Here is a 21,305-nt window from a genome sequence, read left to right as displayed (position 1 = left end):
AGCGCAGGTCGTTTTCGAACGGGGATAAATTCCAAAACGTTGGCCGCTCCGGGGGCCTTCACACCTATTGGGGGGATGAGTGGTGGCGGCCGTTGGGGACCGCCCCCACTCAGCCTAGTTAAAGCCCGTTTTGGCCCGTCCTGCAGGTGCGGGCAGCACGGAGCGCCCAGACCCGCACAGCGGTTGAGCTACCTGGTGGCTGCCCCGCAGGCGAACCGCAGGGTCACCAGCTGGAACGGCCGCAGGCCCAGTTCCGCTCCGTCAGCGCAGGTTCTCACACCTGCGGCCTCAAAGGGACGCTCCAATAAATCGACCGACGTGACGCCCTCTACGGCGAAGTTCGCGGTCAGCTTTCCTGCCGACCGCTGGCCCAAGGACTCGTAGAGGCGGACAACCACGTCCCCGGACCCATCCTCGGCCAGCTTGACGGCTTCAATCACCAGGGCAGGGTTGGTCACGGAGAACAGCGGTTCCACCGGGGAACCGCCGCGGACCACCCGGGGCTCAAGGTTCGTTCGGTAGCCTTCCTCAACGGCGTCGGCAATATCCGCGCCCGGACGGATGGTGACGGTCAGCTCATGCAGCCCGCGGTCCGCCTCCGGGTCGGGGAACTTGGGAGCGCGCAACAGGGACAGGCGCACCGTCGTGGTGGTGCCGCCGTCGTCATCCCTGATGGTCCGCGCCACGTCGTGGCCGTAGGTGGAGGCGTTGGAAATCGCCACACCATACCCCGGCTCCGCCACATGGATCCACCGGTGCGCACAAATCTCGAACTTTGCCGTTTCCCACGACGTATTCGTGTGGGTGGGCCGGAACACGTGGCCAAACTGTGTCTCTGCAGCAGACCTGTCTGCCCGGACGTCCAGCGCGAAGCCCAGCTTCAGCAGCTTCTCGCGTTCCTGCCAGTCCACCGAGGTGGTGATGGAAAGGGACGGGCTGCCCGGTGCAAGTGCGATCCGCTGGGTGATGGTGGACGCGCCAGCCAGCCGCTCCACCAGCACGACGGCGGCTGCCCCTTCGTGAACCAGCCGGACGGAAGAGGCCCGGGTCAGTGGCGTAACATTGCGCCGGTAGAACTCGTCGATGTCCCAGGCGTCCCATTCGTTGGGAGTGTCGCGGTGCAGTTCAAGGAGGTTGCCCCTCTGGCCGGGAGCGATCGCTTCCCGGCCGCTGGCGTAATCCACCAGCGAGGCGAGAAGCCCTTCCGCGTCCAGGACGGCGCGGATGACGCCGTTGTCCAGGACAAAGCCCCCGTTCTCGGGGTTGGCCTGGACCACACCCCCGGCTGCAGCCGGCTCGCCTGCGGCCAGTGCAGGCACGCCGTCCCGGGCATGTGGAGCAGCGTTCAGCAGGAATGTCCGCTCGCCGCTGCCCAGCACGGCGGCGGCAGCCCCGCCGATGATGGCCTCGAGGGCATCGCGGACAGCCTGGTAGTTGCGCTCGGCGTCGTGGTGGACCCAGGCGATGGAGCTGCCGGGAAGAATGTCGTGGAACTGCTGCAGGAGGACCAGCCGCCACAAGCGCTTGAGTTCCGCAGCCGGGTAGGCGAAACTTCCGCCGGTCCGCACGGCAGCCGTTGCGCACCACAGTTCTGCCTCCCTCAGCAGGTGCTCACTGCGGCGGTTACCCTTCTTGGTCCTGGCCTGGCTGGTGTAGGTTCCGCGGTGCAGCTCGAGGTACATCTCGCCCACCCAGACGGGCAGGACCGGGTAGTCAGCCTCGGCCTGCTCGAAGAAGCTTTCCGCAGAGCCGATCCGGACCTTTGGGGAACCTTCCAGGTCCGCGGCTCGTGCGGCAGCCGCCAGCATTTCCCGCGTGGGTCCGCCTCCGCCGTCGCCATAACCAAACGGCACCAGCGACACGGTGCCGTGGCCGTGGTCGCGGTAGTTCCGCTCCGCGTGGGCAAGTTCGCGTCCGCTCAGCTCCGAGTTGTAGGTGTCCACAGGCGGGAAGTGGGTGAAGAGCCGGGTGCCGTCGATGCCCTCCCAGTTGAAGGTATGGTGCGGCATCCTGTTGACCTGGTTCCAGGAGATCTTCTGGGTCAGGAACCAGCGGCTGCCCGCGGACTTGACGATCTGCGGCAGCGCAGCGGAGTATCCAAAGGAATCCGGCAGCCAGGCCTCATGGCAGTCCACACCGAATTCCGCGAGGAAGAAGCCCTTGCCCTCCACGAACTGCCGGGCCATTGCCTCACCACCGGGCATGTTGGTGTCCGATTCGACCCACATCCCGCCGACCGGAACGAACTGGCCGGCGCTGATCTTCTCGCGGATGCGGCCGAAGAGTTCGGGATAGAACTCCTTGATCCACGCGAACTGCTGGGCCGAGGAGCAGGAAAACACAAAGTCCGGGTTCTCGTCCATCAGCGCAACAACGTTGGAAAACGTCCGGGCGCATTTCCGGACAGTCTCCCGGACCGGCCAGAGCCAGGCGGAATCTATGTGGGCATGGCCGGTGGCTACCAGTTGGTGCGCAGAGGCATATGCCGGCCGGGCAAGTACGTCCGCGAGCACTTCGCGTCCTGCGGCAGCGGTCCCGGCTACATCGTCCGGATCCATGATGTCCATCATGCGCTCGAGGGCCCTGAGGATCTCGTGCCGCCTGGGCAGTTCCAGGGGCAGTACCGCCATGAGGCCTGAAAGAGTCGAAATATCCTGCTGCAGTTCCCAGACGTTCTGGTTCAGTTCGGCGATGGCAATGCTTCCGAGCCTGTACTGCGGTGCCGTACCGGCCGTTGACTTGTCCCCATAGGGCGTGGGGGCGAACGTCCAGCCCTGGGCCACGTCCGGATTCGCCGCAGCTTCAACGTAGAAGTCCACTGCCATGCCGCCACCCAGGAGCTTCAACGGGATGTACTGGTTCCGGGGTGAGACGGCCTTGATGATGGTACCGTCCGGGCGCCAGGCGATGCCCTCGCACTGGAAGCCGGGAATTTCAACGGTGAACCCAAGGTCCACGAGCACTTCAACGGTGGTGTCCGGTTCCGTGCCCCACGATTCGGGGACCTCACCCTGGAGACGGAGCCACTTGGTGCCCCAGGGTTTCCCCCACAGCGCGCCCTGTTCCTGCGGCTGGAACTCCTGCCGCATAGCTTCCAGCGCAGGGACCGGTTCATCCGGGACGTCCCAGCTGCTCAGCGTGAGGGGAAGGGTCCGGCTGTAGACCGCAGGGGTGATGCGCTCCCGCACGAACCTGTGCAGGCGCACTTCCGTGATCCGGCGGTCGTCATGCAATGTGTGCCCTCTTTAGCGTTTGGGACTGGATCCTGGTGTCCATTCGATGGATAAATCTACCCGGTGGCAAGTCTTTTACCAACCCTTTCGAAACCGTTTCCCGGAACTGTTGCCGGGGCAACAGACAGGCTGGATGGGTGGGCGGTGAAACGGCAGGGCGGCTGGGTTGGCAGGCCGGCTGGGCCGGACTACGAGACTACGACGGCGCAGCCGCCACCGGCCGCCGTATCCTCCCGTCGCCTGCGTAGATGTTTAGGCTGGTTCCCCTGCTGAAGCCGGCAAGTGTCAGGCCGCTGGCCTCGGCCAGTTCCACTGCAAGGCTGGATGGCGCACTGACGGCAGCAAGGACGGGTATTCCGGCCAGCGCAGCCTTCTGGACAAGCTCGAACGAGGCCCGTCCCGAGACCTGGAGGACCGTGCCGCTGAGAGGCAGCAGGCCCTCACGCAGGGCCCATCCCACCACTTTGTCCACGGCGTTGTGCCGCCCCACGTCCTCCCGAAGGCACAGAAGGTTCGCGCCGCCGTCGTCCTCAATCCGGAACAGCCCGGCAGCATGGACGCCGCCGGTGTCGTCGAAGAGGCGCTGGGACTTCCGAAGGATGTCCGGGAGCGAGGCGAGCACTTCGGCGGAAACGCTCAGCGGATCTGCGGCGGGACTGTAGTGCGAGGACTTGCTGACGGATTCGATGGAATCGGTGCCGCAAATGCCGCACGAACTGGAGGTGTACACGTGCCGGCCCATGGACGGAGCCTCTACATCCGGCCGTAACTGGGCCTCGACCACGTTGAAGGTCTGCACGCCGTTTTCGTCTTCCCCTGCGCAGAAGCGCAGCGAGACAAGTTGCCCGGAATCCCAGATGACGCCCTCGGACACCAGGAACCCGGCCACCAGGTCGAAGTCGTGGCCGGGGGTCCGCATGGTGACGGAGAAGGACATGCTGCCCAGCCGTATCTCCAGCGGCTCCTCCACCGCAAGGACGTCCTCCCGGTACCGGACCGGAAACTCAAGGGCATTCGGCGAGCCATCCAGCACATACTTGTGCACCTTGCGGCGCTGGGTTACGCGTCCCATGTCCCACCGTTCCTGTTCATGATTCCATCATCGCAACCGCCCCGTGGTGATGCCAGCGCAGCCGGCCGTTCCCGGGCTTGGTCAGCCAAGGAGTTCACTCCAGTCCACCGGGCCGGTGGCCGCCGGCTTGGCAGCTGTCCTGCCTGTCCTTCCGGCGCTGCGCGTCTTTGGCTTGGCATTGGGGTCAGGGGGCGCCGGGATGGGCGGCCCCCAGGGCAGGGCGAAGGCTGGCACCAGCTCACCGAGCTTCACCCCGTGGGGAGGAACAACCATGACGCCGTCGGCGGAGGCCAGCCCCCGCATCATGCCCGGCCCGGTGTGCTGGGCCGGCGAAGCCATCCCGTACAGCAGCCGGAACGGCATGAGGCGGGTGCGTCCCGGCTCGGGCTCGAGGGTGGTTCCGCACGGCACCTCCTGTACCGTCGGCATGCTGCCGTGCCCCAGCGCCGCCAGCAGCGGGGCCCCTACCGTGGACAGCGCAATCATGGCGGCGAGGGGGTTGCCCGGCAGGCCCAGCACGAAGCGCCCGTCCGGAAGTTCAGCCAGGACGGCCGGATGCCCCGGACGCATGGCTACGCCGTCGATGATCAGCCGCCCGCCCAGCTCAGCTACGGCCCGGCGAAGGTGGTCGGTGCCGGATTTTCCGGTCCCGCCTGTTGTGATGACGACGTCGGCAGGCAGGTCCGGTGCCCCCGGCACCTCCGGGACCACGTCCTCCAGCGCGCCCAGCCACTCCGCATAGGAATCGCCGATTCTCTGCTGCCCGCCGGGGATCCCGCCCAGCATGCCCACCACTGCCGGCAGCTGCGGGCCGAAGGTGTCCCGCACCTTGCCGGGGACGGGCACGCCGCGGCCAACCACCTCGGAGCCGGTCAGCAGAAGCCGGACCAGGGGCTTTCCCTGGACCACAAGTTCGTCATATCCCGCCAGGGCGGCCAATGCCAGGTGGGCGGGGTTGAGCACCACCCCGGCCTTGACCAGGACGTCGCCCTCGGAAGCCTCCTCCCCCGCCTTCCGTACGTGCTGGCCGTTGCGGGGCTCGCCGGGGCGGGCCGTCCCGCCCGTCACCAGGATGGGCAGTCCGTCCTCGTCCCTGTCCAGCCGGGCGCTTTCGCTGCGCAGAACAGACTTGCCACCCGCGGGGATAAGTCCTCCCGTGGCGATGGGACTGGCCTGGTGCGGGGCGAGGGGCGTTCCGGGCTCAACCAGGATCCACGGTCCGGTGCCGTTGACCGCCCAGCCGTCCATCGCCGACGACGCATAGTGGGGCATGTCCTGCAGCGCAACGATGTCCTGGTCCAGTTTTCGTCCGAGGGCAAGCTCCAGCGCAACCGGCCCGGCGGGAATAGGCTGGGCAGCGTCAAAGGCGGCCCGCCGGGCTTCGTCCCACGTGTGGTCGAGGTGCCGTGGATGGTCGGCTTCGGGTTTGCTCGGTTCCTCCTTGGCGTCGCTGGTCATTCGCCGGGAGTCCCGGCGGCTTCAGCATCGTAGTCGGTGGCCAGGGTACGGGCCACGGCCAGCGCGGATTCCATGGAAGCGGCGTTCGTTGCCTCCCCGGTTCCCGATGCCAGCCCTGCGGCATAACCCGCAATAAAGGTGGTCAGCGGGGCAGCCGGACGGACCACCGAGTGGGCGGCCACACCGGCCAAGGCAAGGATGGCGTTGACGTCCACCTGGACATCCTCAAGCTCATAGGCCTGGAGCAGGGACCTGCACCACTCCTCCAGCGTTTCATCCTGACTTTTCACGAACGTGCCTCCCAAGTTAACTGCGGCTGCGCCGGCCCTGGCCCTTGTCCTGGTTTCCGGCGGCAATCCCTAGTGCGGCGGCATCATCCCACGTGTCCACGTCTGCCGTGGAACCTGCGGGGACGGTGACAGGCTGCACCTCCAGCGTAGCAAGGAGGGAGCGCACGGAGCCGTTGATTAAGGCACCGCGCGACGACAGTTCCGCCGCTGACTTTATTAACCCGGCCGTGCGGTAAATGCCGGCCAGCGGCTGGAGGACACCGTCACCCGAACGGGCCATGACGCCGTCATTTTCCCCCGGGGTCAGCGCGTCCTTCAGTGCCGCCACGGCGTCCTGGACCAGCGGCATATCGCACGCCAGCACCAGGGTGTACTCCGACGTGCTGGTGCCGTGCCGGGCAAGGGCGTCCAGTCCGGCCGCGATGGCTGCAGCCGGACCCGCGAATTCCGGCTCTTCACGGCACCAGATCACCCCGGGAGCGGAAGATTCCGGCCGGGGACCCACTATCACGGTGCTGGAGGCACCTGCGGCAGCAGCAAGCGCATGCTGCAGGAGAGTGGCGTGGTGGAAGACAAGGTCCTGTTTAGGCTCTCCGCCCAGCCGAGACGACCGGCCGCCGGCCAGGATGAGGGCATCGAAGGGCAACGGGTTCTCTTCCACTCCCCCAGCCTAGTCACCAAGGGCATGGCGCGGGGTGGGGTCAGGCGGCGCGCTCGGGCAGCAGGAACGGGTCCCAGGCAGGGGTGGGTTTTTCGAGTTCCTTGATTTGCCAGATGGCTCCGTGCGGAGGCTCCGGGACGAAGCGCAGCTTCCATCCCATCTCGGCCGGAGTGTGGTCGCCCTTGACGTTGTTGCAGCGCAGGCAGGCCGCCACCAGGTTCTCCCAGGAGTCGGCACCGCCGCGGGACTTGGGCTGGACATGGTCGATGGTGTGGGCCGCTTTTCCGCAGTACGCGCACCTGTGGCCATCACGCCTCAGCACTCCGCGGCGGCTGACAGCCGTGGCCTGGTTGTATCTGGGACGGATATAGCGGTTGAGGAGGATAACGGACGGCCGCCCCAATATCTCCTGGGGTCCCACCACGGGATCGTCACCCTCGGCAACCACACTGGCTTTGCCTGTGAGCACAAGCACCAGCGCCCGGCGGAACGTGATGACCGCCAGCGGTTCATATCCAGCATTCAGAACGAGAGTGCGCATGCACGTACCTCTTCACGGCCGCACCCGTCAGGGGCACGAGGGCCGGCTGCCCTCGGCATGTCCGGGCTATGGATCGACACCACAAGAGTAAACATAAAAGCGCACTATCAGCTAATCGCTGTTTTCCAAAACTGCCGTGTCGGGTCCCTTGGCGGGCTTTACCCGTGCGTCTGCGGGCTGCACTCCGCCGGCGTCATCCTTAAAGGGAAGAACCCCTGCCGCGGGGCAGGGGTTCTTCGTGCCGTCCATATGGGACGGCGAATGTGAGGCTCGTTAGTTCACGCGGATGAAAACGGGGCCGGAGCCAACGTTGGCGCTGAATACCACCGTCTGGTTTCCGTTGTATCCACCGTGGACCGCCTGGCCGTTGCCGGCGTAGACAGCGATGTGGGCCATGCCCGCGCCACCGTCGGCGTAGTAGATGAGGTCGCCCGGCTGGGCTTCCGCGGCGCTTACGGTGCGGCCCAGGGAGAGGTACCCTGCAGGCCAGTCGTGGAAGTTGATTCCCACTGCGGCCAGGGAGTTGGTCACCAGCATGGTGCAGTCCTGGGTGACGCCCAGCTGGGCGTATGCAGCGGAGAGGATGGCTGCGCCCTTGCCGCTGGCGGAAGCGGCAGGAGCTGCAGCCGGTGCAGAGGCGGTGGTCACCTTGGCGGTCACCTTGGGGGCTGCGGCAGGCTGGACGACGGCGGGAGCCGCCGGCTCGGCTTCCTCGACCTCAACAGGAGCGGGCTCTTCTTCGACAACAGGCGCAGGCGTGGTGGTGACGGCCGGCTTTTCGAAGGTGATGGCGATGGTGGAAGCGGCGGAGATCGGCGCCTCGACGGAGGACTCAACTTCAAGGGTGGACGCCGGAGCGGAGTCGCGCTGGACGCTGGAGTCTGCCGCGTTTGCGGCGATGCCGCTGCTCAGCACCAGGCCGGAAGCGGCAGCAATAACCGCTGCCTGGCGGCCCATGCCACCGGCGTTGTCGCCGACAGCCTTGGCGATCACTGCGATTGAGTTGGTCTTGGTGACTTCGGCGCGATGCCGTGCGGTGGCAAGAGTAGTCATCAGTTCTCTCTTTCGTTTTCCTCAGGCCGTTGTGGGCACCAAGGGGTTTGGGCGTGCCGGCATCTTGGGGGTACGCCGGCACGCCCCGAACGGGGATGTGGTGTTTGCGGAAAGCGTGATGGAGCAAAGAAATAGTTCTTGGGCCCGAAGGCCCAAGAACTATTTGTTAATGGTGAAGAAGGCGGAGCTTCCGGTGGCGGCCACCGAGTGAAGCAGCGTGCCCTGGGACGGGTTGAGAGCGCTGATCATCATGCCGTTGCCGACGTAGATGCCTACGTGCGCGCCACCGTTCTGCATGACCAGGTCACCCGGCTGCGGGGTGGAGGTGGGCGTCATTGCCGTCCAGGCGTTGACGCGCGGGATGCTGATGCCGGCCTGGGCGTACACCCACTGCGTGAAGCCGGAGCAGTCCCAGCCGTTGGGGGTGGTGCCACCCCAGACGTAGGGACGGCCGATGCCAGTGTACGCAAGTGCGGCAATGCCGGAGGTGGAGGCCGAGGAAACCGTTTCGGCAAGCTTCTCAGCTTCAGCTTCGGGAGCTGATGCGGTGGAGGCCGTCCGGGTTCCGGCAGCAGTCCGGCTCTCGGAATCGGTCGACTGTACCCGCACAGGTGCCGGCTTCGGAGCGGCGGTGGTCTTCACCACGGGACGCTCGAAGGAGACGGTGGCGGTGGGTGCTGCAGTCACCGCGAGGGCGGACTGGGCAGACCCGGACTCGGTGGAAGCGGAAACGCCAGCGGTAGTGTCCGCGGCGCTGGCAGGCAGGCCCATGCTGAGGATGAGACCGGAAGCGGCTGCGATAACGGCAGCCTGGCGACCTACTGTCCCGGCATTGGCACTAACAGCCTTGGACACGGTGTCCAAGGGGTTGGTACGAACCGTTTGCGCACGGTGGCGCGCAGAATGATGGCGTGAAGACACGAAGGTAGCCTCTCCCAATGCCTGCGAGGTGAGCTGTCGGATTCGGATGGGAGTCACCCGGCCACTCCGCTTCCAAGGAAGCTTTGCGACTTAACCCCAAGGCCTTCGCTGAAGCAAAGACCAAAATTGGTTCCCCCGCCCCTGCCAGACGATGAAATGCGAACGGACCTTGAGCGGTGGCAGAGCTAGGCAATCCGCACAAGAGCGTCAACTTCGGAAAAGTTGACGCGAGTTAGACGGTACAGCAGTTTTCGTTGAATGTCACATTCAGGTCACGGCGGGTCATGATGATTCGATAGCCGTCCCTCATTTGACTACAGCCAACCCGTGGGATCGACGACTTCGCCGTTGACCTGGACCTCGAAGTGGAGGTGGCAGCCTGTTGAAGCACCCGTGGTACCGCTGAGCGCCAGGACATCGCCGCGGGAGACCGTCTGGCCCTCGGTGACACTGAAGGACGAGAGGTGGTTGTAGGTGGTCTCCAGGCCGTTGCCGTGGTCCACGACAACGCGGTTTCCACCGCCGTACTGGTGCCACCCGACGAACGTCACGGTGCCGGCTGCGGCTGCCAGGACCGAGGTGCCGCACTGGGCCACGTAGTCCTGGCCGCGGTGGAAGTCACCGGAGCCGCCGGTGATCGGGCTGACCCGGTAGCCGAACGGGGAGGCAGTGGACAGCGCGGCCAACGGGGCTCCGAGGCTTCCGGCCGAGGCTGCGCGGGACACGGAACCGGCGGACTGCGCGCTGAGCAGCTGCTTCAGCTTGCCGTCGGGATCCGCCTGGGTCACCACGGCAGAGCGGCTGAAGTCGATCTGCGCGCCGGCCTCGGCGGATACCTGTGGCTGCGGGGTAACAGCCGAGGCTGCCACGGGGGTGACGCTGCCTGCATTGTCGGTGGCCATGACGGGGCTGGTTGCCGGAACGGTCACGGTCAGCACCAGCCCGGTGGCAGCCAGCGCGATTCCGGCTTTCTGGCCAATGCCGCTGGCGGAGGCAAATTCTGTGATCTGCCGGAAGGGACCTCGACGGCGGCGTGCATCACGATGCGGATCGCGGGGGCGTTCCGTGGTGATGACCTCGACAACGCGCGGCGTTGGAACGGGGGCGGCCGCGCGGCGGCGCCCCTTGGGGGTCTGCATGGACAAGAAGGGTTCCTCTCTGGAAAGCCTGCGAAGTTAGCTGTCGGATTCGGGTCAGAGAGTTCACAGACCCGGTCCGCCTGGGCAAGCTCGGCACAGAGGTATCCCCGGAAGGATCCAACGCTGGAAGAGGCTTGCTGCTGACGGACTTCACCCCAAGGCAGTCCCCCGTCTGCCGGTTGTGGTTCCCCCGCCTCTGCCAGTAATGACTCGTGCACCTGATCCGCTGGCAGAGCTCGGCTCCGGATCAGGTAACGCTTTAGTATCTACGCTTGGGTTTAACTATAGGGCCAGAAGTCCCAAAGTAACAATTCCGTTATCTTTGGCTAATCCGTCCCGGCCGGGGTAGTACGCGGGTTTACCGGACGGCAACGAAGACGTGGGCTGCGACTTCGGGCGGCAACTCCAGGGCGCCCTCTATGCCGGGCACGCGGACCGAAATGTAGTCTCCCACCCGCTCCAGCGAGACCGCAGCCCCGGGACGGATGCCGCCCTCGTCGAGCTGGACCAGCAGTTCCGGCTCCACCTGGATCGGCTCAGCCAGGCGGCTTACGGTTACCTCCGACGCCGGGCCATAGGACTTCATTGCCTCCAGCAGGCTGACGGCCCCGTCCGCGAATCCTTGCGATGCCTGGCCGCCGAGGGCCGCCAGGCCGGGGATGGGATTGCCGTACGGGGACTCCGTGGGGTGGTCAAGCAGCTCGTAGATGCGCCGCTCCACGCGTTCGCTCATGACATGCTCCCAGCGGCAGGCCTCGTCATGGACGTAGGCCCAGTCCAGGCCGATCACGTCTGCCAGAAGCCGCTCCGCCAGCCGGTGCTTCCGCATCACCTCGGTAGCGCGCTTCCGGCCCACTTCGGTGAGTTCGAGGTGCCGGTCGCCCGAGACAACCACCAGGCCATCCCGCTCCATCCTGCCTATGGTCTGGGAAACCGTGGGGCCTGAGTGCCGCAGGCGCTCGGCGATCCGGGCGCGGAGGGCCACGATGTTCTCTTCCTCAAGCTCCAAGATGGTCCGAAGGTACATCTCCGTAGTGTCGATCAGATCCGTCATCCAGCTCAGCTCCTCGAGCGCAGTACCTTGCGTTGTCCCACCGTATCGCCTTCCGCGCGACGTAGTCCGTTGGAAAGCTTAGCCTATTTTGACTTTGTCCGAATAGTTGGCGGCCGTCACAACAGGCCGTCTCAATGTCTGGACTATGACGGTGCCGGTTCCCGCACCAACGCCGGTTCAGGCAGAATGAGGAGGGCCGGAGTTGCAGTCACAGCCGACTGTCCGCCAAGCAACCACCCGTCCGGACCCTAGCCGCGTCCACGCCGAAATTGGAGCACCTGTGAGCGAAAACAGCATCACTATTCCCGCCGACCTCCTGCCCAAGGACGGACGGTTCGGCGCCGGCCCGTCAAAGGTCCGGCAGGAGCAGATCGATGCGCTGTCCGCTGCGTCGAAAACCATCCTGGGAACCTCGCACCGGCAGGCTCCGGTGAAGAACCTGGTGGGGTCGGTGCGCGAGGGCCTCAGCCAGTTCTTCCGGGCACCCGAGGGCTATGAGGTGGTTCTTGGCGTCGGCGGTTCCACTGCGTTCTGGGACATCGCCAGCTTCGGCCTGGTGGAGAAGAAGGCCCAGCACCTCTCCTTCGGTGAGTTCGGGTCCAAATTCGCGGCCGCCACCAACAAGGCGCCCTTCCTGGACGCCTCCTCCATCATCAAGTCCGAACCAGGTACCCGCCCGGCCGCCCAGGCCGAAGCGGGCGTTGATACCTACGCCTGGCCCCAGAACGAGACCTCCACGGGCGTCTCCGCCCCCGTGAAGCGCGTGGCAGGTGCGGACGAGGGCGCACTGGTGCTGGTTGACGCGACGTCAGCAGCCGGCGGCCTGGACGTGGACGTGGCGGAGAGCGACGTCTACTACTTCGCCCCGCAGAAAAACTTTGCCTCCGACGGTGGACTCTGGCTTGGCCTGTTCTCCCCCGCCGCGCTTGACCGCGCGGCCCGCATCAAGGCCACCGGCCGCTGGATCCCCGATTTCCTCGACCTGCAGACCGCAATCGACAACTCGCGGCTGAACCAGACCTACAACACGCCGTCGCTGTCCACCCTGGTGACCCTGGATGCGCAGGTCCAGTGGCTGAACGCCAACGGCGGCCTGGACTTTGCCTCGGCACGCACCGCCGATTCCGCCGGCCGCATCTACAGCTGGGCCGAATCTTCCGAGTTCGCCACCCCGTTCGTCACCAACCCGGATGAGCGCTCCAACGTCATTGCCACCATCGATTTTGACGAGTCTGTGGACGCAGCCATGGTGGCAAAGGTGCTGCGGGCCAACGGCGTCGTGGACACCGAGCCCTACCGCAAGCTCGGCCGCAACCAGCTGCGCATCGCCACTTTCGTGGCCATCGAACCGGACGACGTTTCCGCACTGCTGGCCAGCATCGACTTCGTGGTGGGCAAGCTGCGCAAGTAGCGGGCTCCAGCACCAGTCCGCGCTGCGGCTCAGTGGCCCAAAGCAGCGCACCCAGAAGCAAAGAGCGTTAATTACGACGGCGCCGCCCGGGGTTAGTTCCGGGCGGCGCCTTTGTGTATGTCGTGGGGAAGTGTGCCGTGGGGTGCGGCGTACCCTAAGGCGTGGCGGCGTCGTCTTCTGCGGGCTCCGAGGACGGACCAGGGGCAACCTCAGGGGCCTCGACGGCGGGCTCTGAAACGGCAGGCCCTGATACGGCATCCCGGGCGGCGTCATCCGCTTCGCCTTCTGCGGGCACAGCCACCTGCCCGCCAGCTTCCGGTTCCGCTGCCAGGACCTGGTCCTGCTCCGGCTCCGGCTCCTGGTCCTGCTCATCCTCGGGCCGGACTCGTTCAGCCCACGGCACCCATTCCGGGGCAAGGATCGAATCTTCCGACGGCAGCAGGCCGAGCTCGCTGACGGTCACAACCTTCGAGCGGGAGTTGCGGGTCAGCACCGCGTACCACTGCCAGCCCAGGTAGCCGGGCAGCCTGGATTCGAACAGGTGCGTCACCAGGCGGTCGCCTTCGCTTTTAGCCGCCAGGTGGCGGCCAATGGTAGGTGCAGGCGTGATGTCCTCCACAGCGGCACGCGCGGTGTCCACCGCGGCAGCGAGGAAGGCATCAGGCTTCCCTGTCCGCCATACCGGGACACCCGCGCGGCGCTTGGACGCCGCCTTGGCCACCGCAGCGGCGGGGCCGGCAGCGGCCGTGCCACCCGCCGTCGTGCCGTCCTGTTCCGGCACAGCTGGGACCGGCTGTTCAGCTTCCGGGTTCATAAGTGCCTAAACGTCCAGCTCGTCGGCAACCTTACGCAGGGCAGCGGCGATGGCCTTGCCCTTGTTGCCTTCCGGGTACTTGCCTGCCGAGAGCGTCCCGGACAGGTTGTCCAGGACAGTCACCAGGTCCTGGACAAGGGGGGCGAGGTCCTTGGCGCTGGGCCGCTTTGCCTTGGCGATGGAAGGTGTCTTGTCCAGCACACGCAGGCCCAGGGCCTGCGCGCCCTTCCGGCCGTCAGCCACACCGAACTCAACCCGGGTGCCGGCCTTAAGCTCTGTTACGCCCTCGGGCAGCGACGATTTGGGCAGGAATACCTCCTGGCCGTCCTCGCCCGCGAGGAAACCAAAGCCCTTGTCCTTGTCATACCACTTGACCTTGCCGGTAGGCACGTAATCAACCTTCTTCGTTCTGCGTCTTCTGACACGGCCGCCCGCCACCGCATCCGCATTGCTGTGCGGGTTTAGGGTATGGCGGCTGCAGGCCGTGTTGGTCTATCCCCCAAGGTTATCCTGCCCACTGCCCTATTCCCGCTTTTACCTGCCTTGCGGAGGCATTCCAGGGCTCCGTGCGGCAGCGTTCACGCCCGGGGCTGCGGGAGCTGTAGCGTTACGTTTATGACTCCCTCGCGTTACCGGCGTGCCCTGATGATCACCGCCGCAGCTGTCGCCGTGCTCTCTTTGGTGGCAGTAGGCACCGTGATGGCTTTGGCCTTCGCCGGGTCAGTGGCCCCCGCCTGGGTCACGTACTCGGCGCTGTACGGCCTGCCGGTCGCGTTCCTCCTGATGCTTTTCCTGGTTCTGGACAGCGTTGCAGGGCGGCGCCGGGCAGGAAAGGCTGACCGGCGGTAACGTTGGACTGATGTCCCTCATTCGCGCGTTGAGCAAGGAGCTGGAGGCACGCAGCGACGATTCACTGCGTGCGCTGTTCGACGCCCGGCCGGACCTCATCTCACCCCCCGTCCCCGACTTCGGCGCCCTCGCGGCGCGGGCCAGTGCCAGGCTCAGCGTGCAGCGTGCTCTGGAACGGCTCAACAGGCCGCAGATGCAGGTCCTCGAAACACTCCACCTGTGCACCAACACGGATACCGGGCACAGCGCCTCCGCGGCCGGACTCCGCAAAATGATTCCGGGATCGTCGGGGGCCGCGGTTGAACGGATCCTGCATTCGCTGCAGGACCTGGCGCTGGTGCACCGTGCTGAACCTCCCCACGGCACCCCCGAGTCCGCGGCAAAACAGCGCCACTACCTCCCGGTGGGCTCCTTGAAGGACGTGGTGGGGATCTATCCCGCCGGGCTGGGCAGGAGCTACACGGAACTGGTCCGGCTCCAGCCCGCCTTCGCGCAGCGCGTGGTGCAGCTTGTCTCCGAGCTGCACCGCAGCGGCGTGGCCATCCATGACGCCACCACTCCCATGGAGGCGGCGCTGGCGCTGCAGCACTGGACCTCCTCCCCTGAGTCCCTCAACAGCATCCTGTCCACGGCGCCGGAGCGGACGACGGCGTTGCTCGCCAGGTTCCGCAACTGGGCCATGGGGGCGGTCCCCCAGGCGCAACGCAAGGCCTCCATCACCACGGAGGGGTCCGACGTCGGGCCTGTGGACTGGCTGCTGGCTCGCGGACTGCTGGTGCCCCTGGACGCCGCGCACGTGGAACTGCCCCACAGCGTAGGGCTCTCACTTCGCGGCGGCGCGATCATCAACGATTTCACCCTCCAGCCCCCTGTCCCCGAGCTCGGCCGGACCTCAGCTGTCCTGCGCAGGAATGCTGCGCTCAGCGCAATATCGGAGACGCTGCGGCTGATGGGCGAGCTCCTGCATGCGGTACGGGAGCAACCCCTGGCCACGCTCCGCAGCGGTGGCGTCGGGGTGCGCGAGATGAGGCGTCTGGCCGAGTTGCTGCGGATCGACCAGCAGCAAGCGGGAATTCTGCTGGAACTGGCTGCCCTGGCCGGCCTGATCCGCCTGGACGTTGATTCCTCGTCCTGGATCCAGCCTCCCCAGCTTGAATGGCTGGTCCTGCCGCGCCAGGAACAATGGCTCTGGCTGGTAAATGCCTGGCTGGCCAGCGAGCGCGTGCCGTCCCTGGTGGGCCAGCCCATCAACGGGACGCGCGGCGTGCCGGCGGCGCACCGCTCAGCGTCCGGCAGCACCATCATCGCCTTGTCAGCGGAAGCCCAACGGCCAGACGCTCCCCTGGTCCGCAAACGCATCCTCGAGATTCTGCACGAACTGACCGTGGAGGCCGGCTCCGCAGACGGCACCGCTCCGGTGCTTGATGCCGAAGCCGTCCTCCAGCGTGCGGAATGGGCCCAGCCGCGGATGGCCCGCCGCTTCAGCTCGATGATCCGCGGTGTACTCGCCGAAGCTGAACTCCTGGGCCTCGTGGGGTCCGGAGCCCTCAGCCAACTCGGCAGCGCCCTGGCGGAGGACCAGCCCGAAGCCGCGATTGCCATCCTTGGCGAACACCTGCCGGCAGCTTTGAGCCATGTCCTGCTCCAGGCAGACCTCACAGCCGTCGCCCCGGGGTACCTCGACCCCGGGCTGACCGGAAAACTACTGGTGATGGCAGACGCCGAAGGCCAGGGGCCGGCCACCATCTACCGCTTCTCGGAAGGCTCCATCAAGCGGGCCCTGGACACGGGATACGATGCTGCCGGCATCCTGGAGTTCCTCCGCGAGCACTCCGCCACCGCTGTGCCCCAGCCCCTCCAATACCTCGTGGAGGACACAGCCCTGCGGCACGGAAGGCTGCGGGTGGGACCGGCGGCGAGCTTCGTCCACAGCGACGACGAGGACGCCCTGCTGGAGCTTCTGTCCGGGCCGAAGGCAGCCCACCTGAAGCTGGAGAAGATCGCCCCAACTGTCCTGGTGTCCGCCGCGCCGCCGCGGGAAACCGCACAGGTCCTCCGCAACCTGGGCCTCTCCCCCTCCGTGGACGGCGCGGATGAGCCCGTGGTCCGGCTGCGCGGAAGCCAGGCCGCCCAGGACACCCACCGCCCGGTGTACACCGCACCGCGGACGGCGCCCGGGACGGAGGAGGTGGAAGCCCAGCTGGCGGTCCTGCGGCAGGGGGGCTCCGCCGTCGGACACCGCGGTGTTTCCGGAGACCACGCCGGCGAAACGGGGACCCAGCTGGGGCTTGAAGCCCTGCAGCGCGCCATCAGGCTCAAGCAGCGGATCAGCATGAACGTGGTGGACGGCCTGGGGAATGCCAACCTGGAAACGGTTGTTCCGCTCTCTGTAAGCGGCGGACGCGTCCGGGTGTTTGATCCCGCCAGGGAAACCGAACGCGTGCTGTCCATCCACCGCATCATCGACATTGAGGCTGCAGAGGAAACTGCGCCAGTGAAGGACTTCCCGGCGTGAACGACGGACCGTTGATCGTCCAAAGCGACAAGACCATTTTGCTTGAAGTGGACCATGAGCTGGCAACCGAAGCCCGCCATGCCATCGCACCTTTCGCGGAGCTCGAACGGGCACCGGAGCACATGCACAGTTACCGGCTGACGCCCCTGGGGCTCTGGAACGCCCGCGCGGCGGGACTGGATGCGGAGAAGGTCCTGGATACGTTGCTGAAGTACTCGCGCTTCCCCGTGCCGCATTCGCTGCTGATCGACGTCGAAGAAACCATGTCCCGCTACGGCCGGCTGCGCCTGGAGAAGGATCCCCAGCACGGGCTGGTCATGCGGACCGACGACTACCCGGTACTGGAGGAAGTAATCCGGGCCAAAAAAATCCAGCCCCTGCTCGGGCCAAGGATTGACGGCGAAACAGTGGTGGTGCACGCCTCCCAGCGGGGACAGCTCAAACAGCTGCTGCTGAAGATCGGGTGGCCGGCGGAAGACCTGGCGGGCTACGTGGACGGCACTCCGCACCTGATCGCGCTCAACGAGGACGGCTGGAAGCTGAGGCCCTACCAGCAGATGGCAAGCGACAACTTCTGGTCCGGCGGCAGCGGCGTGGTGGTGCTGCCCTGCGGCGCCGGGAAGACGCTCGTGGGGGCCGCCGCCATGGCAACCGGGTCCACCACCACCCTGATCCTGGTGACCAACACCGTGGCCGCGCGCCAGTGGAAGGACGAACTGCTGAAGCGCACGTCCCTTACCGAGGACGAGATCGGCGAGTACTCCGGGGCGGTCAAGGAAGTCCGCCCGGTGACCATCGCCACGTACCAGGTCCTCACCATGAAGCGCGGGGGCCTCTACCCCCACCTGGAGCTGGTGGACGGGCACGACTGGGGTTTGATCATCTACGACGAGGTGCATCTCCTGCCGGCGCCGATCTTCCGGATGACGGCGGACCTGCAGGCGCGGCGGCGCCTCGGTCTGACGGCAACACTGGTGCGGGAGGACGGCCGCGAGGGCGAGGTGTTCAGCCTGATCGGGCCCAAACGGTACGACGCGCCCTGGAAGGACATCGAGTCCCAGGGCTACATCGCGCCCGCTGACTGCGTGGAAGTCCGCGTGGACCTGCCCAAGGACGAACGGGTCGCCTACGCCATGGCCGAGGACGCTGACAAGTACCGGCTCTGCGCCACCTCGGAGTCCAAGACACTGGTGGTGGAGCAGCTGGTCAGCCGGCACGCCGGTGAACAGCTGCTGGTCATCGGCCAGTACATCGACCAGCTGGATGAGCTCGGCGAGCGCCTCGATGCGCCCGTCATCAAGGGCGAGACGTCGGTGAAGGTGCGCCAGAAGCTGTTTGACGCCTTCCGTTCCGGGGAGATCCAGACGCTGGTGGTCTCCAAGGTGGCCAACTTTTCCATTGACCTCCCCGAGGCCTCGGTGGCGATCCAGGTGTCTGGCTCATTCGGTTCCCGGCAGGAGGAAGCCCAGCGGCTGGGCAGGCTCCTGCGGCCCAAGAAGGACGGCCGCTCGGCACGCTTTTACTCCCTCGTGGCCCGGGACACCCTGGACCAGGACTTCGCCGCCAAGCGCCAGCGGTTCCTGGCGGAGCAGGGCTACGCGTACCGGATCATGGACGCCAAGGACGTTGAGACGGCTGACTAGGCCGTACCTCCCCGGGTGGCACCTGTCAGGTCACCCCGCGCGAGCTGTCCCTTTCCATCGTGCCGGTCCGCGGATCGAACTGCGGGCGCTCGTACGCCAGTTCTCCACCGCTGCGTCCGCCGTAGGGGCGCCCGTGGTCGGCAAATTCTTCCCGGAAGAAGGCGAGGCACCACTGCCCCATCTGGATCCTGGCACCGGTGCGGAGCACTGAAGGACCAGCCTGCGCCACGCTGCCGCTGACCGTCCCGTGGGGGACCAGGACGTACTCGTCCAGCTCGTCATGCCTGATTTCGGCGTGGACCCCTTCCAGCCCCTCCAGGATGATGTCGCAGCCCGGGTCGCTTCCGATCGTGGTCTTCTCCCCGGCCAGCGTCACCTCCCGGGGGATCTGCCCGGTCCACGTGGCGGCGTCCTGGACGAAGATCAGCCGCGGCCGGCCGCTGCCCCGGGTGTAGTGCGTGGTGGTGATCCGGCGGCTGATTTTCCGCCGGACGGTGGGGAGCAGGGGCAATGGGGTGGACGGAGGCAGCAGCGGGACGGCTGCCGACTTGCGCCGCCCTTGCCTGACGATCGGCACCAGTGCTCCCAGCTTGCCCAGTTTGATATGGGGCGATCGGGTCACCAGGCGCTGGGAGGCGGGGCTGTTCACCGCACCCAGGCTGACGATACTTCCGTCCGGGCCGGAGAGGGTGACACTGAGTCCCTTCCCGGCCAGCATCTCCGCCAGTGGCCTGATTTCGTCCAGTGACGGGATGCCGCCGCCTCCCAGGGGTGAAAGGCTGTCCATGGACACGGTGACGTCCGTGCCCGAGGACCGGGCGCTCCCCCTCGTAACCGATCCGGACTCATCTGTGTACGAGAAGTCCAGATCCACGTCCAGGCGGTAGTCAGCCATATCCGTCAGCCACGGTTCAGGTCGGAGCCGGCGGCGTCCTTGTCGCTGGTGGTGACGCGCAGGCTGCCGTTCAGCTTCCAGGTGGCCCGGGGAGCGTCGGGGCCGATGTCGCGCGGCACTTCGATGGTCATGTCAACGAACTGGTAGTTGATCGCGGCACCCTTGCCTGTGAGGTATGACCACATTTCCTCCGCCAGGTCCGCCCAGTCCCGGATGCTGCGTTCGTTGGATGCGGTGTTTTCGGATGCACTCAGGTCAGTCATGATGGTCTATCCCCTTCATTGGGCCGGAAATCATAGTGTGGAACAGCCAAGCGCGGGTCCGCAGGTGCCGCGAGGGCCCCGCGGTGCCGGATTCGGGACGTGCCCAAGCCCGGCACCATCACTGTATTCCCGTGCTGCACCCGGCGGAAGGCGTGAATCCCGGAACGTTCTCGCTCCGGTTTGGGTTCCCGTCCTGCACACTGGAGGCATGCGCCGAAAAGTTACTCCCGCCATCCCCCGTCCCGGACAGGAATCCGTCTGGGACTACCCCCGGCCGCCACGCGTGGAGCCGGGCACCGAAAGGATCCGGATCGTCCTGGGCGGCGAACTGATCCTGGATACCGCTGACTCGATCAGGGTGCTCGAGACCAGCCACCCGCCGGTCTACTACCTGCCCCGGTCGGCGTTCCGGCCGGGGGCGCTGGAACCGGCCCCCGGAAGCAGCTTCTGTGAGTTCAAAGGCGCAGCGCAGTACCTCACTGTCCACGGCGGCGGGTTGGTGGCTGAAGCAGCAGCGTGGTTCTACCCGGAGCCGGCCAAGGGGTACGAGGCCCTGGTTGACCGCGTTGCCGTGTACCCCGGCCGGATGGACTACTGCGAAGTGGAGGGCGAGCGTGTCCGTCCGCAGGCGGGAGGATTCTACGGCGGCTGGATCACTGGCCGCGTGGCTGGGCCGTTCAAGGGCGAACCCGGGACCATGGGTTGGTAAGCTCCCGTTTTCCCCACCTGGCTTCCAACGAATATCCAGACAACTCCCAGAGTCTGGGAGCATGATGGGAGCATGAACAAGAACGGTCCAGAAGCGAAGCTCCTCGTTGTCGACGACGAACCCAACATCCGCGAGCTGCTGTCCACCTCGCTGCGGTTTGCCGGATTCGACGTCGTCTCGGCCGCCAACGGACGTGACGCCCTTGCGGCCGCGGATGCCCACGCCCCGGACCTGGCCGTGCTGGACGTCATGCTCCCTGACATGGACGGCTTCACTGTCACCCGCCGCCTCCGCGCCGCCGGGAAGCATTTCCCGGTCCTCTTCCTCACCGCCAAGGACGACACGGAGGACAAGGTCACCGGGCTCACTGTCGGCGGAGACGATTACGTCACCAAACCGTTCAGCCTCGACGAGGTGGTGGCCCGGATCCGCGCCGTCCTGCGCCGCACGCAACCGATGATGGATGACGATGCCGTGATCCGTGTGGACGACCTGGAGCTCGACGACGACGCGCACGAAGTACGCCGCGGCGGCACCGTGATTGAGCTCTCCCCCACCGAGTTCAAGCTGCTCCGCTACCTCATGCTCAACCCCAACCGGGTGCTCTCCAAATCGCAGATCCTGGACCACGTCTGGGAATACAACTTCAACGGTGACGCCTCCATCGTGGAGTCGTACATTTCCTACCTCCGCCGGAAGGTGGACATCGACCCCGACGCCCCCGCACTGATCCAGACCAAACGCGGCGTGGGCTACGTGCTCCGGACGGCAGAAAAGCGCTGAC

Annotated in this window: 20 protein-coding genes and 2 riboswitches; of the genes, 6 read left to right on the top strand and 14 right to left on the bottom strand. The window is 66.3% G+C overall.

The features are described 5' to 3' along the window. Positions 1-188: 188 nt before the first annotated feature. The 10 genes from AC4BCK_RS04520 to AC4BCK_RS04475 form a co-directional block, all read right to left on the bottom strand. Complete coding sequence (locus AC4BCK_RS04520; protein WP_490566637.1) at positions 189-3,233, bottom strand: alpha-mannosidase; 3,045 nt, start codon at positions 3,231-3,233, stop codon at positions 189-191. A 196-nt stretch (positions 3,234-3,429) separates the two neighbouring features. Further along, the gene (gene fdhD / locus AC4BCK_RS04515; RefSeq protein WP_174179607.1) at positions 3,430-4,305 is read right to left on the bottom strand and encodes a formate dehydrogenase accessory sulfurtransferase FdhD; all 876 of its coding nucleotides are present in this window, start codon (positions 4,303-4,305) and stop codon (positions 3,430-3,432) included. Between the two features lie 81 nt (positions 4,306-4,386). Continuing rightward, positions 4,387-5,763, bottom strand: coding sequence for a molybdopterin molybdotransferase MoeA (locus AC4BCK_RS04510; protein ID WP_174179609.1), 1,377 nt, complete (start codon positions 5,761-5,763; stop codon positions 4,387-4,389). Beyond that, positions 5,760-6,053, bottom strand: a complete 294-nt coding sequence (locus AC4BCK_RS04505) for a DUF6457 domain-containing protein (protein WP_251423884.1) — start codon at positions 6,051-6,053, stop codon at positions 5,760-5,762. The genes AC4BCK_RS04510 and AC4BCK_RS04505 overlap by 4 nt, the downstream gene beginning before the upstream one ends. Before the next feature lie 16 nt (positions 6,054-6,069). Then, the gene (mobA, locus tag AC4BCK_RS04500; RefSeq protein WP_490566636.1) at positions 6,070-6,714 is read right to left on the bottom strand and encodes a molybdenum cofactor guanylyltransferase; all 645 of its coding nucleotides are present in this window, start codon (positions 6,712-6,714) and stop codon (positions 6,070-6,072) included. Positions 6,715-6,754: 40 nt separating this feature from the next. Further along, entirely contained in the window at positions 6,755-7,255 is a 501-nt protein-coding gene (locus AC4BCK_RS04495) for an HNH endonuclease (RefSeq protein ID WP_490566635.1), read from the bottom strand. 273 nt (positions 7,256-7,528) lie between these two features. Further along, entirely contained in the window at positions 7,529-8,308 is a 780-nt protein-coding gene (locus AC4BCK_RS04490) for an NlpC/P60 family protein (RefSeq protein ID WP_490566634.1), read from the bottom strand. A 159-nt stretch (positions 8,309-8,467) separates the two neighbouring features. Next, on the bottom strand, positions 8,468-9,163 hold the full coding sequence (locus tag AC4BCK_RS04485) for a C40 family peptidase (RefSeq protein WP_174179614.1): 696 nt from the start codon (positions 9,161-9,163) through the stop codon (positions 8,468-8,470). A 70-nt stretch (positions 9,164-9,233) separates the two neighbouring features. Then, positions 9,234-9,407, bottom strand: a riboswitch (cyclic di-AMP (ydaO/yuaA leader). Positions 9,408-9,543: 136 nt separating this feature from the next. Further along, positions 9,544-10,368 (bottom strand): M23 family metallopeptidase, encoded by an 825-nt coding sequence (locus AC4BCK_RS04480; RefSeq protein WP_174179685.1) that lies wholly within the window; start codon positions 10,366-10,368, stop codon positions 9,544-9,546. Between the two features lie 10 nt (positions 10,369-10,378). Beyond that, a riboswitch (cyclic di-AMP (ydaO/yuaA leader) is annotated at positions 10,379-10,595 on the bottom strand. 131 nt (positions 10,596-10,726) lie between these two features. Further along, positions 10,727-11,422, bottom strand: a complete 696-nt coding sequence (locus tag AC4BCK_RS04475; RefSeq protein ID WP_174179616.1) for an iron-dependent transcriptional repressor DtxR — start codon at positions 11,420-11,422, stop codon at positions 10,727-10,729. A gap of 280 nt (positions 11,423-11,702) precedes the next feature. Here AC4BCK_RS04475 and serC point away from each other — a divergent pair, with 280 nt between their 5' ends. Then, on the top strand, positions 11,703-12,833 hold the full coding sequence (gene serC / locus AC4BCK_RS04470) for a phosphoserine transaminase (RefSeq protein ID WP_174179618.1): 1,131 nt from the start codon (positions 11,703-11,705) through the stop codon (positions 12,831-12,833). 154 nt (positions 12,834-12,987) lie between these two features. On the opposite strand, the gene AC4BCK_RS04465 is transcribed toward serC, so the two are convergent. After that, the gene (locus tag AC4BCK_RS04465; RefSeq protein WP_246256346.1) at positions 12,988-13,647 is read right to left on the bottom strand and encodes a DUF3027 domain-containing protein; all 660 of its coding nucleotides are present in this window, start codon (positions 13,645-13,647) and stop codon (positions 12,988-12,990) included. 6 nt (positions 13,648-13,653) lie between these two features. After that, positions 13,654-14,037, bottom strand: coding sequence for a cold-shock protein (locus AC4BCK_RS04460; protein ID WP_066273868.1), 384 nt, complete (start codon positions 14,035-14,037; stop codon positions 13,654-13,656). A 225-nt stretch (positions 14,038-14,262) separates the two neighbouring features. Between AC4BCK_RS04460 and AC4BCK_RS04455 the strand changes: the two genes are divergently transcribed. Genes AC4BCK_RS04455 through AC4BCK_RS04445 form a run of 3 tightly spaced genes read left to right on the top strand, consistent with a single transcriptional unit; the run spans position 14,263 to position 18,654 of the window. Continuing rightward, on the top strand, positions 14,263-14,496 hold the full coding sequence (locus AC4BCK_RS04455) for a hypothetical protein (protein WP_174179620.1): 234 nt from the start codon (positions 14,263-14,265) through the stop codon (positions 14,494-14,496). Between the two features lie 10 nt (positions 14,497-14,506). Then, positions 14,507-17,011: a helicase-associated domain-containing protein gene (locus tag AC4BCK_RS04450; protein ID WP_364272225.1), complete on the top strand. Its 2,505-nt coding sequence runs from the start codon at positions 14,507-14,509 to the stop codon at positions 17,009-17,011. Continuing rightward, positions 17,008-18,654 carry a DNA repair helicase XPB gene (locus AC4BCK_RS04445; RefSeq protein ID WP_174179623.1) on the top strand — a complete coding sequence of 549 codons (1,647 nt, stop codon included), beginning with the start codon at positions 17,008-17,010 and terminating at the stop codon, positions 18,652-18,654. Before AC4BCK_RS04450 ends, AC4BCK_RS04445 begins: the two co-directional genes overlap by 4 nt. 25 nt (positions 18,655-18,679) lie before the next feature. Here AC4BCK_RS04445 and AC4BCK_RS04440 read toward each other — a convergent pair whose 3' ends face one another. Together AC4BCK_RS04440 and AC4BCK_RS04435 are read right to left on the bottom strand one after the other, a co-directional pair. Continuing rightward, on the bottom strand, positions 18,680-19,549 hold the full coding sequence (locus tag AC4BCK_RS04440) for an FHA domain-containing protein (protein ID WP_174179629.1): 870 nt from the start codon (positions 19,547-19,549) through the stop codon (positions 18,680-18,682). A gap of 5 nt (positions 19,550-19,554) precedes the next feature. Beyond that, positions 19,555-19,812 (bottom strand): hypothetical protein, encoded by a 258-nt coding sequence (locus AC4BCK_RS04435; protein WP_066273863.1) that lies wholly within the window; start codon positions 19,810-19,812, stop codon positions 19,555-19,557. Between the two features lie 208 nt (positions 19,813-20,020). Between AC4BCK_RS04435 and AC4BCK_RS04430 the strand changes: the two genes are divergently transcribed. Beyond that, on the top strand, positions 20,021-20,521 hold the full coding sequence (locus tag AC4BCK_RS04430; RefSeq protein ID WP_174179631.1) for a DUF427 domain-containing protein: 501 nt from the start codon (positions 20,021-20,023) through the stop codon (positions 20,519-20,521). 72 nt (positions 20,522-20,593) lie between these two features. Beyond that, on the top strand, positions 20,594-21,304 hold the full coding sequence (locus tag AC4BCK_RS04425; RefSeq protein WP_104186151.1) for a response regulator transcription factor: 711 nt from the start codon (positions 20,594-20,596) through the stop codon (positions 21,302-21,304). The last annotated feature ends 1 nt before the right edge of the window (position 21,305 follow it).

Source organism: Pseudarthrobacter sp. As-47 (assembly GCF_058215595.1).
The sequence above is the reverse complement of the archived record's forward strand: the minus strand, read 5'-3'. Positions and strand labels throughout refer to the sequence as shown.

Coding starts and splice junctions, on each gene's coding strand:
- fdhD (WP_174179607.1), bottom strand. CDS start 4,305: ATGGGACGCGTAACCCAGCGCCGCAAGGTGCACAAGTATGTGCTGGAT.
- AC4BCK_RS04510 (WP_174179609.1), bottom strand. CDS start 5,763: ATGACCAGCGACGCCAAGGAGGAACCGAGCAAACCCGAAGCCGACCAT.
- AC4BCK_RS04495 (WP_490566635.1), bottom strand. CDS start 7,255: ATGCGCACTCTCGTTCTGAATGCTGGATATGAACCGCTGGCGGTCATC.
- AC4BCK_RS04490 (WP_490566634.1), bottom strand. CDS start 8,308: ATGACTACTCTTGCCACCGCACGGCATCGCGCCGAAGTCACCAAGACC.
- AC4BCK_RS04480 (WP_174179685.1), bottom strand. CDS start 10,368: ATGCAGACCCCCAAGGGGCGCCGCCGCGCGGCCGCCCCCGTTCCAACG.
- AC4BCK_RS04475 (WP_174179616.1), bottom strand. CDS start 11,422: ATGACGGATCTGATCGACACTACGGAGATGTACCTTCGGACCATCTTG.
- AC4BCK_RS04465 (WP_246256346.1), bottom strand. CDS start 13,647: ATGAACCCGGAAGCTGAACAGCCGGTCCCAGCTGTGCCGGAACAGGAC.
- AC4BCK_RS04455 (WP_174179620.1), top strand. CDS start 14,263: ATGACTCCCTCGCGTTACCGGCGTGCCCTGATGATCACCGCCGCAGCT.
- AC4BCK_RS04450 (WP_364272225.1), top strand. CDS start 14,507: ATGTCCCTCATTCGCGCGTTGAGCAAGGAGCTGGAGGCACGCAGCGAC.
- AC4BCK_RS04440 (WP_174179629.1), bottom strand. CDS start 19,549: ATGGCTGACTACCGCCTGGACGTGGATCTGGACTTCTCGTACACAGAT.
- AC4BCK_RS04435 (WP_066273863.1), bottom strand. CDS start 19,812: ATGACTGACCTGAGTGCATCCGAAAACACCGCATCCAACGAACGCAGC.
- AC4BCK_RS04430 (WP_174179631.1), top strand. CDS start 20,021: ATGCGCCGAAAAGTTACTCCCGCCATCCCCCGTCCCGGACAGGAATCC.
- AC4BCK_RS04425 (WP_104186151.1), top strand. CDS start 20,594: ATGAACAAGAACGGTCCAGAAGCGAAGCTCCTCGTTGTCGACGACGAA.